The organism is Roseateles sp. FW301-B2 (assembly GCF_058788955.1).
Genome location: NZ_JBYTBE010000044.1, coordinates 26,552 through 38,578, shown reverse-complemented (window position 1 = coordinate 38,578; position 12,027 = coordinate 26,552). Strand labels below are relative to the sequence as shown.

The 12,027-nt window shown below is 61.0% G+C and carries 24 protein-coding genes; all 24 read left to right on the top strand.

The genetic code is table 11. The features are described 5' to 3' along the window. Positions 1–76: EF-Tu C-terminal domain-related protein (locus AC3WQY_RS22205; protein WP_492710707.1), on the top strand; the 76-nt coding region annotated here is incomplete at its 5' end. Between the two features lie 99 nt (positions 77–175). Continuing rightward, on the top strand, positions 176–487 hold the full coding sequence (gene rpsJ / locus AC3WQY_RS22200; RefSeq protein ID WP_285235101.1) for a 30S ribosomal protein S10: 312 nt from the start codon (positions 176–178) through the stop codon (positions 485–487). A 303-nt stretch (positions 488–790) separates the two neighbouring features. Further along, on the top strand, positions 791–1,462 hold the full coding sequence (rplC, locus tag AC3WQY_RS22195) for a 50S ribosomal protein L3 (protein WP_285235102.1): 672 nt from the start codon (positions 791–793) through the stop codon (positions 1,460–1,462). After that, positions 1,462–2,082, top strand: coding sequence for a 50S ribosomal protein L4 (rplD, locus tag AC3WQY_RS22190; protein ID WP_285235103.1), 621 nt, complete (start codon positions 1,462–1,464; stop codon positions 2,080–2,082). Before rplC ends, rplD begins: the two co-directional genes overlap by 1 nt. Continuing rightward, positions 2,079–2,393: a 50S ribosomal protein L23 gene (rplW, locus tag AC3WQY_RS22185; protein ID WP_285235104.1), complete on the top strand. Its 315-nt coding sequence runs from the start codon at positions 2,079–2,081 to the stop codon at positions 2,391–2,393. Before rplD ends, rplW begins: the two co-directional genes overlap by 4 nt. After that, positions 2,393–3,217 carry a 50S ribosomal protein L2 gene (gene rplB / locus AC3WQY_RS22180; protein WP_285235105.1) on the top strand — a complete coding sequence of 275 codons (825 nt, stop codon included), beginning with the start codon at positions 2,393–2,395 and terminating at the stop codon, positions 3,215–3,217. Before rplW ends, rplB begins: the two co-directional genes overlap by 1 nt. Before the next feature lie 10 nt (positions 3,218–3,227). After that, positions 3,228–3,506: a 30S ribosomal protein S19 gene (gene rpsS, locus AC3WQY_RS22175; RefSeq protein ID WP_195795806.1), complete on the top strand. Its 279-nt coding sequence runs from the start codon at positions 3,228–3,230 to the stop codon at positions 3,504–3,506. A gap of 11 nt (positions 3,507–3,517) precedes the next feature. Then, a complete protein-coding gene (gene rplV, locus AC3WQY_RS22170; protein ID WP_285235567.1) occupies positions 3,518–3,847 on the top strand; it encodes a 50S ribosomal protein L22 in 330 nt (109 codons plus the stop codon). A gap of 16 nt (positions 3,848–3,863) precedes the next feature. Next, positions 3,864–4,721 carry a 30S ribosomal protein S3 gene (rpsC, locus tag AC3WQY_RS22165; RefSeq protein WP_285235106.1) on the top strand — a complete coding sequence of 286 codons (858 nt, stop codon included), beginning with the start codon at positions 3,864–3,866 and terminating at the stop codon, positions 4,719–4,721. 2 nt (positions 4,722–4,723) lie between these two features. After that, positions 4,724–5,140, top strand: coding sequence for a 50S ribosomal protein L16 (gene rplP, locus AC3WQY_RS22160; protein WP_285235107.1), 417 nt, complete (start codon positions 4,724–4,726; stop codon positions 5,138–5,140). Positions 5,141–5,152: 12 nt separating this feature from the next. Next, positions 5,153–5,350 carry a 50S ribosomal protein L29 gene (gene rpmC, locus AC3WQY_RS22155; protein WP_282824718.1) on the top strand — a complete coding sequence of 66 codons (198 nt, stop codon included), beginning with the start codon at positions 5,153–5,155 and terminating at the stop codon, positions 5,348–5,350. Further along, positions 5,350–5,619 (top strand): 30S ribosomal protein S17, encoded by a 270-nt coding sequence (gene rpsQ, locus AC3WQY_RS22150; RefSeq protein ID WP_285235108.1) that lies wholly within the window; start codon positions 5,350–5,352, stop codon positions 5,617–5,619. Before rpmC ends, rpsQ begins: the two co-directional genes overlap by 1 nt. A gap of 155 nt (positions 5,620–5,774) precedes the next feature. Beyond that, on the top strand, positions 5,775–6,284 hold the full coding sequence (locus tag AC3WQY_RS22145; protein WP_285235109.1) for a peroxiredoxin: 510 nt from the start codon (positions 5,775–5,777) through the stop codon (positions 6,282–6,284). 284 nt (positions 6,285–6,568) lie between these two features. After that, positions 6,569–6,937 carry a 50S ribosomal protein L14 gene (gene rplN, locus AC3WQY_RS22140; RefSeq protein ID WP_088286487.1) on the top strand — a complete coding sequence of 123 codons (369 nt, stop codon included), beginning with the start codon at positions 6,569–6,571 and terminating at the stop codon, positions 6,935–6,937. A 25-nt stretch (positions 6,938–6,962) separates the two neighbouring features. After that, on the top strand, positions 6,963–7,280 hold the full coding sequence (rplX, locus tag AC3WQY_RS22135) for a 50S ribosomal protein L24 (protein ID WP_285235110.1): 318 nt from the start codon (positions 6,963–6,965) through the stop codon (positions 7,278–7,280). A 10-nt stretch (positions 7,281–7,290) separates the two neighbouring features. Continuing rightward, positions 7,291–7,830 (top strand): 50S ribosomal protein L5, encoded by a 540-nt coding sequence (gene rplE / locus AC3WQY_RS22130; protein WP_285235111.1) that lies wholly within the window; start codon positions 7,291–7,293, stop codon positions 7,828–7,830. 8 nt (positions 7,831–7,838) lie between these two features. Beyond that, complete coding sequence (gene rpsN, locus AC3WQY_RS22125) at positions 7,839–8,144, top strand: 30S ribosomal protein S14 (protein WP_285235112.1); 306 nt, start codon at positions 7,839–7,841, stop codon at positions 8,142–8,144. Positions 8,145–8,167: 23 nt separating this feature from the next. Beyond that, positions 8,168–8,563: a 30S ribosomal protein S8 gene (gene rpsH / locus AC3WQY_RS22120; protein WP_285235113.1), complete on the top strand. Its 396-nt coding sequence runs from the start codon at positions 8,168–8,170 to the stop codon at positions 8,561–8,563. A 19-nt stretch (positions 8,564–8,582) separates the two neighbouring features. Then, a complete protein-coding gene (gene rplF / locus AC3WQY_RS22115) occupies positions 8,583–9,116 on the top strand; it encodes a 50S ribosomal protein L6 (protein WP_285235114.1) in 534 nt (177 codons plus the stop codon). Between the two features lie 11 nt (positions 9,117–9,127). Then, the gene (gene rplR / locus AC3WQY_RS22110; RefSeq protein WP_285235115.1) at positions 9,128–9,493 is read left to right on the top strand and encodes a 50S ribosomal protein L18; all 366 of its coding nucleotides are present in this window, start codon (positions 9,128–9,130) and stop codon (positions 9,491–9,493) included. An 18-nt stretch (positions 9,494–9,511) separates the two neighbouring features. Further along, entirely contained in the window at positions 9,512–10,030 is a 519-nt protein-coding gene (gene rpsE / locus AC3WQY_RS22105) for a 30S ribosomal protein S5 (RefSeq protein ID WP_285235116.1), read from the top strand. A gap of 20 nt (positions 10,031–10,050) precedes the next feature. Beyond that, entirely contained in the window at positions 10,051–10,233 is a 183-nt protein-coding gene (gene rpmD / locus AC3WQY_RS22100; RefSeq protein WP_285235117.1) for a 50S ribosomal protein L30, read from the top strand. Between the two features lie 26 nt (positions 10,234–10,259). Next, entirely contained in the window at positions 10,260–10,691 is a 432-nt protein-coding gene (gene rplO, locus AC3WQY_RS22095; protein ID WP_285235118.1) for a 50S ribosomal protein L15, read from the top strand. Positions 10,692–10,711: 20 nt separating this feature from the next. Then, complete coding sequence (secY, locus tag AC3WQY_RS22090) at positions 10,712–12,022, top strand: preprotein translocase subunit SecY (RefSeq protein WP_285235119.1); 1,311 nt, start codon at positions 10,712–10,714, stop codon at positions 12,020–12,022. Positions 12,023–12,027 lie beyond the last annotated feature (5 nt).

The window sequence follows — 12,027 nt, the reverse complement described above, 5'->3', positions numbered from 1 at the left end:
AACCGGTCTGCGCTTCGCTATCCGCGAAGGTGGCCGTACCGTCGGCTCGGGTGTGGTTGCCACCATCCTCGAGTAAATCTTTTGCGTGACCGGCCCGGTGTGCTTGCGCGCCGGGCCCACACCAAACGTGGCATAGACCCAAGCGTCGCGCCACACGTTCTTTGAAGGAATCGTCATGCAAAAGCAAAAGATCCGCATCCGTCTGAAGGCCTTCGATTACAAGCTGATCGACCAATCGGCTCTGGAAATCGTTGAGACCGCCAAGCGTACCGGCGCCATCGTCAAGGGCCCCGTGCCCCTGCCGACGCGCTTCGAGCGTTTCGACATTCTGCGTTCGCCGCACGTCAACAAGACCTCGCGCGACCAGTTCGAAATCCGTACGCACCAGCGTCTGATGGACATCGTTGACCCCACCGACAAGACCGTCGACGCTCTGATGAAGCTCGACCTGCCGGCCGGCGTCGACGTCGAAATCAAGCTGCAGTAAAACGCAGCATCACTGACTGAGGCGGCTTGCCGCCTTAGGAGGCGAGAGAAGGGGCGATCGTAAGATTGCCCCTTTTTCGTGACCCGGCGATGACGGCGCTTGCGGTCAAGCTAGGGTTCACGCTATACTCGCCAGCTTTTCCGCGTAAGCATTTGCTTGCGCGGTTTCGGCGCATCATCAAAACGGGCTTGCATGCAAATGCGGGCCGGTGGTCGATGGTGCACTTGGTCAGCCCGACCAATCGATGTCGGGTGTGTGTAAATGGCTCTCGAGGCGTAGGCCGAAGAGGGCTGGAGAAAAACCATGAGTCTAAGCAATCGTCTCGGATTGCTGGGCCGCAAGGTGGGCATGATGCGCATCTTCACGGACGATGGCGACGCCATCCCTGTGACGGTGCTGGACGTGTCCAACAACCGCGTGACCCAGGTCAAGACCGAAGAGACCGACGGCTACAGCGCCATTCAAGTGGCGTTCGGTACGCGCAAGGCATCGCGCGTCACCAAGCCGGAAGCTGGCCACCTCGCCAAGGCGGGTGTCGAGGCTGGTGAAGTCCTGAAGGAATTCCGTGTTGCCGCCGATGTGGCTGCTGAGTACAAGGCCGGCGCACAAGTGCCCGTGACCCTGTTCGCCGCAGGTCAGTTGGTCGACGTGCAAGGCACTTCCATCGGTAAGGGCTTCGAAGGCACCATCAAGCGTCACAACTTCAGTTCGCAGCGCGCGTCGCACGGTAACAGCCGTTCGCACAACGTGCCTGGCTCGATCTCGATGGCGCAAGATCCTGGTCGCGTGTTTCCCGGCAAGAAGATGTCGGGTCACCTGGGCGACGTGACGAAGACGATCCAAAACCTGGACATCGTGCGCGTTGACGAAGCTCGTCAACTGCTGCTGGTCCGCGGTGCGGTGCCGGGCGCCAAGAACGGCCACGTGGTCGTGCGTCCCGCTGTCAAGGTCAAGCTCAAGAAAGGGGCCAACTGATGCAGCTCGAGCTCCTGAATGAGCAAGGTCAGGCCACCTCCAAGGTGGACGCTCCTGATACCGTGTTTGCTCGCGATTACAACGAAGCCCTGGTGCACCAGGTGGTCGTGGCCTTCCAGGCCAACGCCCGTCAAGGCACCCGCGCCCAGAAGGACCGCGAACAAGTTCATCACTCGACGAAGAAGCCGTTCCGCCAAAAGGGTACGGGCCGCGCACGTGCCGGTATGACTTCGTCGCCGTTGTGGCGTGGGGGCGGTCGGATCTTCCCGAACATGCCCGACGAGAACTTCTCGCACAAGCTGAACAAGAAGATGTACCGCGCCGGTATGGCCGCCATCCTCTCGCAGCTGGCTCGCGAAGGTCGCCTGGCCGTGGTGGATTCGATCGCGATCGAAGCCCCCAAGACCAAGCTGCTGGCTGCCAAGTTCAAGGCCATGGGCCTGGACTCGGTGCTGCTGATCTCGGACGTCGTGGACGACAACCTGGCGCTGGCTTCGCGCAACCTGGCCAATGTGCTGGTTGTTGAGCCGCGTTACGCCGACCCGCTGTCCCTGGTGCACTACAAGAAAGTGCTGGTCACCAAGGCCGCAGTGGAGCAACTCAAGGAGATGCTGGCATGAGCGCCGTGAAATATTCTGAAGGCCGTCTGGCCTCGGTGCTGCTGGCTCCCATCGTGTCCGAAAAGGCCACGGCGGTTGCTGAGAAGCACAACCAAGTGTTGTTCAAGGTCCTGCGCGACGCCACCAAGCCCGAAATCAAGGCCGCCGTTGAACTGATGTTCAAGGTCGAAGTTGAGTCGGTGAACGTGGTGAACGTGAAGGGCAAGGCCAAGCGCTTCGGCGGCCGTGCCGGCCGTCGCGACCACGTCAAGAAGGCGTATGTCGCTCTGAAGGCGGGCCAAGAGCTCAACTTCTCCGGGGAGGCTGCGTAATGGCCGTCGTTAAAGTCAAGCCGACCTCGCCTGGCCGCCGTGCCGTGGTGAAGGTGGTGCACAAGCACCTGCACAAGGGCGCTCCGGAAGCTTCGCTGCTGGAACCCCAAAAGCAAAATTCTGGCCGTAACAACAACGGTCACATCACGATTCGCCACAAGGGCGGTGGTCACAAGCACCACTACCGCGTGGTGGACTTCCGTCGCAACAAGGACGCGATCCCGGCCAAGGTCGAGCGCATCGAGTACGACCCCAACCGTACGGCCCACATCGCTCTGGTGTGCTATGCCGACGGCGAGCGTCGCTACATCATCGCTCCGCGTGGTCTGGAAGTGGGTTCGACGATCTTGAGCGGCGCGGAAGCCCCGATCAAGGCCGGCAACACGCTGCCGATTCGGAACATCCCGGTGGGTTCGACGATCCACTGCATCGAGATGCTGCCTGGCAAGGGCGCCCAGATCGCTCGCTCGGCCGGCACTTCCGCTGTGCTGATGGCGCGTGAAGGCACCTACGCTCAAGTGCGCATGCGCTCGGGTGAAGTGCGCAAGATCCACATCGACTGCCGCGCCACGATTGGCGAGGTGAGCAACGAAGAGCACAGCCTGCGCCAGTACGGCAAGGCGGGTGCGATCCGTTGGAAGGGTATCCGCCCGACCGTTCGTGGTACCGCCATGAACCCGGTGGACCACCCGCACGGTGGTGGTGAAGGCCGTACCGGTGAGGGTCAAGCCCCTGTGTCGCCGTGGAACACCCTCACGAAGGGCTACCGCACTCGTAACAACAAGCGCACGCAGACGTTCATCGTTTCGCGTCGCAAGAAGTAAGGGGTAGGCCATGACTCGTTCACTGAAGAAGGGCCCGTTCGTTGACGCTCACCTGTTGGCCAAGGTCGACAAGGCAGTTGCCAACAAGGACAAGAAGCCCATCAAGACCTGGTCGCGCCGCTCGACGATCCTGCCCGAGTTCATCGGTCTGACGATCGCTGTGCACAACGGCAAGCAGCACGTGCCGGTCTATGTGTCTGACCAGATGGTCGGCCACAAGCTGGGTGAATTCGCACTGACCCGTACCTTCAAAGGCCATCCGGCCGACAAGAAGGCCGGGAAGAAGTAAGGATGCCAACGATGGAAACCAAAGCAATCGTTCGTGGCGTTCGCCTCTCGTGTGACAAGGGCCGCCTGGTGGCGGACCTGATCCGCGGCAAGAAGGTGGACCATGCGCTGAACATCCTGGAATTCACCCAGAAGAAGGCGGCCCTGATCATCAAGAAGGCACTGGAAAGCGCCATCGCCAACGCCGAGCACAACGACGGCGCTGATATTGATGAACTGAAGGTCACCTCGATCTATGTGGAACAAGGTGCCACGCTGAAGCGTTTCTCTGCCCGCGCCAAAGGCCGTGGCAACCGCATCAGCAAGCCCACGTGCCACATCTTCGTGTCGGTCGGCAACTGAAGGCTGAAGGAAGACTATGGGACAGAAAATACATCCGACCGGCTTCCGCCTGCCCGTCACCCGTAACTGGGCTTCGCGCTGGTATGCGTCGAACCAGAACTTCGCCACCATGCTGGCCGAAGATCTGCGCGTTCGCGAATACCTGAAGGCCAAGCTGAAGAATGCTGCCGTGTCGCGCATTCTGATCGAGCGCCCCGCGAAGAACGCCCGTATCACCATCTTCTCGGCACGTCCGGGCGTGGTGATCGGCAAGAAGGGCGAGGACATCGAAAACCTGAAGGCCGAACTGACCAAGCGTCTGGGCGTGCCGGTGGCAGTGAACATCGAAGAAGTGCGCAAGCCTGAAATCGATGCTCAGCTGATCGCCGACTCGATCACCCAGCAGCTGGAAAAGCGCATCATGTTCCGCCGCGCCATGAAGCGCGCGATGCAGAACGCGATGCGTCTGGGCGCCCAGGGCATCAAGATCATGTCCGCCGGCCGCCTGAACGGCATTGAAATCGCTCGTACCGAGTGGTATCGCGAAGGCCGCGTGCCTCTGCACACCCTGAAGGCTGACATCGACTACGGCTTCTCCGAAGCCAAGACGACGTATGGCGTGATCGGCGTGAAGGTGTGGGTCTACCGCGGTGACCGCCTTGCCAATGGTGAGGCACCGGTGATCAACACGCCTCCGGGCGCTGAAGACGACCGTCGTCCTCGTCGTAACGCCCGTCCGGGTGCTCCGAGCGGCCGTGGCCGTCCCGGCAGCGACCGTGGCCCGCGTGATGGTGCAGATAAGCCCGCTGACGCCGCCGCTGGCGACGCAGCCAAGCCCGCCGCAAAGCGTGTGGTCCGCAAGGCCCCCGCTGCCGGTGAGGCCAAAGGAGAATAAGCATGCTGCAACCTGCTCGTCGCAAATACCGCAAAGAGCAAAAGGGTCGTAACACTGGTGTTGCCACCCGTGGTGCTGCCGTGTCCTTCGGTGACTTCGGCCTGAAGGCCACCGAGCGCGGCCGTCTGACGGCTCGCCAGATCGAAGCTGCACGTCGTGCGATTTCGCGCCACATCAAGCGCGGTGGTCGTATCTTCATCCGCATCTTCCCGGACAAGCCGATCTCGCAAAAGCCTGCCGAAGTCCGGATGGGTAACGGCAAGGGCAACCCTGAGTACTACGTCGCTGAAATTCAGCCTGGCAAGGTGCTCTATGAGATCAACGGTGTGCCGGAAGCCCTGGCTCGCGAAGCGTTCACGCTGGCTGCTGCAAAGCTGCCCCTGCGTTGCACCTTCGTCGCGCGCATGGTCGGCGCCTGATTGGAGAACACCATGAAAGCATCTGAACTGCGTGGCAAGGACGTCGCTGCCTTGGAAAAGGAAGTGACCGACCTGCTCAAGGCCCATTTCGGCCTGCGCATGCAAAAGGCGACCCAACAGCTGACGAATCACTCGGTGCTGGGCAAGACCCGTCGCGACATCGCTCGCGTCAAGACCGTCTTGGCCGAGAAGAAGAAGGGAGCCGTGTAATGACGCAAGCTCAAGAAAAGAACACGCGCACCCTGGTTGGTCGCGTGGTGAGCGACAAGCGCGCCAAGACCGTCACGGTCCTGGTCGAGCGTCGCGCCAAGCACGAGCTCTACGGCAAGATCGTGGCCCGTTCCCGCAAGTACCACGCCCACGACGAAAAGGGCGAGTACAAGATGGGCGACGTGGTCGAGATCGCTGAAGGCCGCCCCCTGTCCAAGACCAAGAGCTGGGTCGTGACCCGCCTGGTTGAAAAGGCAGAAGCAGTCTAAGCAGGCCTTGTGCCTGTGCGTTGCGGGGTTTTCAACGCCGCGGCTCACACAAACGGTCGGAACGCTGGAATACTGGCGTCCGGCCGTTTTTCATTGGCGCCCAGCCATGTCCCTGGCGGATGTGCTGGGCGTCGTTCATACAGAAGGAGCGAGACATGTTGAAGATTGGTGACCGCCTGCCCTCGGGCAAGCTGCAGGAATTCATGGAAGTTGAAGGCAACGGCTGCTCCTTGGGCCCCAACACCTTCGAGATCGATGCCCTGACGGCCGGCAAGAAGATTGCCATCTTCGCACTGCCTGGCGCCTACACCCCTACCTGTTCGGCCCAGCATGTGCCGGGCTATGTCCAGCAGGCCGAGGCGCTGCGCGCCGCCGGCGTCGATGAGATCTGGTGCATCTCAGTCAACGACGCGTTCGTGATGGGGGCCTGGGGCCGCGACCAGAAGACCGCCGGCAAGGTGCGCATGATGGCCGACGGCAGCGCGGACTTCACCAAGGCGACGGGCTTGACGCTGGACCTGACGGCCAAGGGCATGGGCCTGCGCTCGCAGCGCTACTCCATGTTGGTGGTGGACGGGGTGGTAAAGACGCTCAATATCGAAGGCCCAGGCAAGTTCGAGGTCAGCGACGCCGGCACTATGCTGGCGCAAGCCAAGGCCGCCTGAGCGCTGCCGTCGACGAGGCGCCGTCTCGGCTGAGGCGGCACCTCCAGTATTTGTGCGGCACCGCTTGACACGCGGAAGCCATCTAGTGCACAATCCAATGCTTCGCCGAACGTCAGGCGCATCTTGTGGTGCGTTATGGCCTCGGGTTCGCCCTCAACCACCGGGCGCTTCAAGCGAAGGCTAAACAGCCAAGCGGGAAGCGAACGGGCTACGGGCCCAAGACTGACCGTTGAATTCGCTGCGAATGGTCGCATCGGTGGATACGGGAAAAGTTGGGGACAGACATGATTCAAATGCAATCGCGACTTGACGTCGCGGACAACACTGGCGCCAAGTCCGTCATGTGCATCAAGGTGCTTGGCGGGTCCAAGCGTCGTTATGCCGGCATTGGCGACATCATCAAGGTCAGCATCAAAGAAGCTGCGCCGCGTGGCCGCGTCAAAAAGGGCGAGGTCTACAGTGCTGTGGTCGTGCGCACTGCCAAGGGCGTGCGTCGCCAAGACGGCTCTTTGGTCAAGTTCGACGGCAATGCCGCCGTGCTGCTGAACGCCAAGCTGGAGCCGATCGGCACCCGTATCTTTGGCCCCGTGACGCGTGAACTGCGTACCGAGCGCTTCATGAAGATCGTGTCGCTGGCACCTGAGGTGCTCTAAGCATCGTCAAGTCAAAGGTATTGCCATGAACAAGATTCGTAAAGGCGACGAGGTCATCGTGTTGACCGGCCGCGATAAGGGCAAGCGCGGCACTGTGTCGCAGCGTGTCGATGACGCACACCTCGTGGTGGACGGCGTCAATATCGTCAAGAAGCACGTCAAGCCCAACCCCATGAAGGGCACCACCGGCGGCGTGGTCGACAAGACGATGCCCATCCATCAATCCAACGTGGCGATTTTCAACGCTGCATCCGGCAAGGCCGATCGCGTGGGCATCAAGCTCCTCGCCGACGGCAAGAAGGTGCGCGTTTACAAGTCGACCGGCGAAGAGATCAAGGCTTAAGAGGTCCGACATGGCTCGTTTGCAAGCGTTTTATCGCGAAAAAGTTGTGCCAGGCCTCGTTGAGAAGTTTGGCTACAAGTCGATCATGGAAGTGCCGCGCATCACCAAGATCACGCTCAATATGGGTGTGAGCGAGGCGGTCGCCGACAAGAAGGTCATGGACCACGCCGTGAGCGACCTGACCAAGATTGCCGGCCAGAAGCCCGTGATCACGAAGTCGAAGAAGGCTATCGCCGGCTTCAAGATTCGTGACGGCGTGCCTATCGGCTGCATGGTCACCCTGCGTGGCGTTCAGATGTACGAATTCCTGGACCGTTTCGTGACGATCGCGCTGCCGCGCGTTCGTGACTTCCGCGGTATCTCGGGTCGTTCGTTTGACGGTCGCGGCAACTACAACATCGGCGTCAAAGAACAGATCATCTTCCCCGAAATCGAATACGACAAGGTGGATGCTCTGCGTGGTCTGAACATCAGCATCACGACGACTGCCAAGACGGATGATGAAGCCAAGGCCCTGCTCGGCGCCTTCCGCTTCCCGTTCAAGAACTGAGGTGATCTGTGGCTAAAACTTCGATCAAACAACGTGAACTGAAGCGCGAACAACTCGTCGCCAAGTTTGCCAAGAAGTACGCGGACCTGAAGGCCATCATCAACGACGCCAAGAAGTCGGATGAAGAGCGTTACGCCGCTCGCCTCGAGCTGCAGAAGCTGCCCCGCAATGCATACCCGACTCGCCTGCGTAATCGCTGCGAGTTGACCGGTCGTCCGCGCGGTACCTTCCGCAAGTTCGGCCTGGCCCGTAACAAGATTCGTGAGCTGGCCTTCAAGGGCGACATCCCCGGTGTCGTCAAGGCCAGCTGGTAATCGGCAGGTTTAGGAGATTTCGTATGAGCATGAGTGATCCTATCGCCGATATGCTGACCCGCATTCGCAACGCCCAGAGCGTTGAGAAGGTCAGTGTCGTGATGCCTTCCTCGAAGCTGAAGGTTGCGATCGCCAAGGTCCTGAAGGACGAAGGCTATATCGACGGTTTCGCGGTGCGCGGCGACGCAGCCCGCCCGGAGCTGGAGATCGCGCTGAAGTATTACGCCGGCCGTCCGGTGATCGAGCGCATCGAGCGCGTGAGCCGTCCCGGCCTGCGCATCTACAAGGGCCGCCACGATATTCCTCAGGTCATGAATGGCCTGGGTGTGGCGATTGTCACCACGCCGAAGGGTGTGATGACTGACCGCAAGGCACGTCAAGCCGGTATCGGCGGCGAAGTGCTCTGCTACGTCGCCTAAGCGCAAGGAGAGACAGACAATGTCCCGCGTAGGAAAAATGCCGGTCGCCGTCCCGCAAGGTGTGGACGTGACGATCACCGCTGAGCAGATCAGCGTGAAGGGCTCCCTGGGCACGCTGGTTCGTCCGGCCAATGCTCTGGTGAGCGTGAAGAACGACGCTGGCAAGCTGACCTTCACTCCGGTGAACGAGTCGGCCGATGCCGATGCGCTGAGCGGCACGATGCGCGCCCTGGTGGCCAATATGGTCAGCGGTGTGAGCAAGGGCTTCGAGCGCAAGCTGAACCTGGTCGGCGTGGGCTATCGTGCCCAGGCTCAAGGTCAGAAGCTGAACCTGCAAATCGGTTTCTCTCACCCCGTGGTGAAGGACATGCCGGCTGGCATCAAGGTTGAGTGCCCGACCCAGACCGAAATCCTGATCAAGGGTGCGGACCGCCAAGTGGTGGGCCAGATCGCTGCTGAAGTTCGCGCGATCCGTCCTCCCGAGCCTTATAAGGGCAAGGGCATCCGCTATTCCGACGAGAAGGTCTCCCTCAAAGAGACCAAGAAGAAGTAAGGAGCAGCGCCATGTTGACCAAAAAAGAACAGCGCATCCGTCGCTCGCGTCAAACCCGTGCACGTATCGCCGTGCAACGTGTGGCTCGCCTGACGGTGTTCCGCTCCAACCTGCACATCTACGCCAGCGTCATCTCCGACGACGGTTCCCAAGTGCTGGCCAGCGCCTCGACTGCCGAGAAGGAAGTCCGCGCTCAGCTGGGCGCCGATGGCAAGGGTGGCAACGTCGCAGCTGCGACCCTGATCGGCAAGCGTATCGCCGAAAAGGCGAAGGCTGCTGGCATCGAGAAGGTGGCTTTCGACCGCGCGGGCTTTGCCTACCACGGTCGTGTCAAGGCTCTGGCCGAAGCTGCTCGCGAAGCCGGCCTGCAGTTCTGACGCATAAAGGAATTCGAAATGGCAAAGTTTCAAGCACGTGCGCAGACTGAAGGCAATGACGACGGCCTGAAGGAAAAGATGATCGCGGTCAACCGCGTCACCAAGGTGGTGAAGGGCGGCCGTACGCTGTCTTTCGCGGCACTGACGGTGGTGGGTGACGGCGACGGCCGTATCGGCATGGGCAAGGGCAAGGCGAAGGAAGTTCCGGTCGCCGTGCAGAAGGCCATGGAGTCGGCACGCCGCAATATGGTCAAGATCAACCTGCGCAACGGCACCATTCACCACAGCGTGAACGGCGAGCACGGTGCTGCACGTGTGATGATGATCCCGGCCAAGGTCGGTACCGGCGTGATCGCTGGTGGCCCGATGCGCGCTGTGTTCGAAGTGATGGGCGTGACCGACATCGTGACCAAGAGCCACGGTTCGACCAACCCGTACAACATGGTTCGCGCCACCCTGGACGCCCTCAAGCGCTCCACCACGGCCGCCGAAGTGGCAGCCAAGCGCGGCAAGTCGGTCGAAGACATCGTCGGCTGATCGCTGCACTGGAGAGACACATGTCTGACAAGAAAACTCTGACGGTCAAGCTGGTTCGCAGCCCCATCGGTACGCGTGCCTCGCATCGCGCCACCGTGGCTGGTCTCGGCCTGCGCAAGATGAACAGCACCAGCGTGTTGGAAGACACGCCCGCGGTTCGCGGCATGATCAACAAGATCGCCTACCTCGTGCAAGTGCTCTAAGCACGTCACGGACTAAGGACAACAAGATGCAACTCAATACCATCAAGCCTGCCGCTGGCGCCAAGCACGCCAAGCGTCGCGTGGGCCGTGGCATTGGCTCGGGTCTGGGCAAGACTGCCGGCCGTGGCCATAAGGGTCAAAAGTCGCGCGCCGGTGGCTACCACAAGGTCGGCTTCGAAGGCGGCCAAATGCCTCTGCAGCGTCGTCTGCCGAAGCGTGGCTTCAAGTCGCTGGCTCGTCCCTTCAATGCCGAAATCACGCTGAGCGATCTGCAAGGCCTGGCCGGTGATGAAATCGACGTGCTGACGCTCAAGGCTGTGGGTCTCGTGCCCGAGCTGGCCAAGAACGTCAAGGTCATCCTGTCCGGCGCCATCAGCCGCAAGGTCGCGCTCAAGGGCGTGGCTGCGACGGCCGGTGCCAAGGCTGCCATCGAAGCCGCTGGCGGCTCGGTCGCCTAAGGCGGCAAGGGATCAGGCGAGTGGCTACCAACGCAAACCAACTGGCCAAGAGCGGCAAGTTCGGCGACTTGCGTCGCCGGCTTGTGTTCCTGCTGCTGGCGCTGGTGGTGTACCGACTCGGGGCGCATATCCCCGTGCCCGGTATCGATCCGGCGCAGCTGCAGCAGTTCTTCAAGGGTCAGGAGGGTGGCATCCTGAGCCTGTTCAACATGTTCTCGGGCGGTGCGCTGTCGCGCTTCACCGTCTTCGCGCTGGGCATCACGCCCTACATCTCGGCTTCCATCGTCATCCAGCTGATGACGTATGTGCTGCCGCAGCTGGAGTCGCTGAAGAAGGAAGGCGAAGCAGGGCGTCGCAAGATCACGCAGTACACGCGTTACGGCACGCTGGGCTTGGCCATTTTCCAATCGCTGAGCATTGCGCTCGCGCTGGAAAGCTCGCCAGGCTTGGTGATTGCGCCTGGTTTTGGTTTCCGCCTCACCGCGGTGACGAGCCTGGTGGCCGGCACGATGTTCCTGATGTGGTTGGGCGAGCAGATCACTGAGCGCGGTCTGGGCAACGGGATCTCGATCCTGATCTTCGGCGGTATTGCCGCGGGTCTGCCCGGCGCGATTGGTGGCTTGCTGGAGTTGGTGCGTACCGGTGCGATGGGCCCTGTGTCCTTCCTCATCGTGGCTGCCATCATCGTGGCCGTGACTTATCTGGTGGTGTTTGTCGAGCGCGGTCAGCGCAAGATCTTGGTGAACTACGCCAAGCGCCAGGTGGGCAACAAGGTTTACGGTGGTCAGTCTTCGCACCTGCCGCTCAAGCTGAACATGTCGGGTGTGATTCCGCCGATCTTCGCATCGTCGATCATCCTGTTGCCGACCACGCTGGTGAGCTGGTTTGCCACGGGTGACAGCATGCGCTGGTTGAAGGACATCGCTGACATGCTGCGTCCGGGTCAGCCGATCTACGTGCTGCTCTACGCTGCTGCGATTGTGTTCTTCTGCTTCTTCTACACGGCGCTGGTGTTCAACAGCCGTGAGACCGCAGACAACCTGAAGAAGAGCGGCGCCTTCATCCCCGGGATTCGTCCCGGTGAGCAGACTGCCAAGCACATCGACAAGATCCTGTCGCGTTTGACCATGGCTGGCGCCATCTACATCACTGGTGTGTGCCTGCTGCCTGAGTTCCTGACGCTGAAGTACAACGTTCCGTTCTACTTCGGTGGCACGTCCCTGTTGATCATCGTCGTGGTCACCATGGACTTCTGGGCCCAGGTTCAGTCTTACGTGATGAGTCAGCAGTACGAGTCGCTGCTGAAGAAGGCAAATTTCAAGGCTGGCTGAAAGGC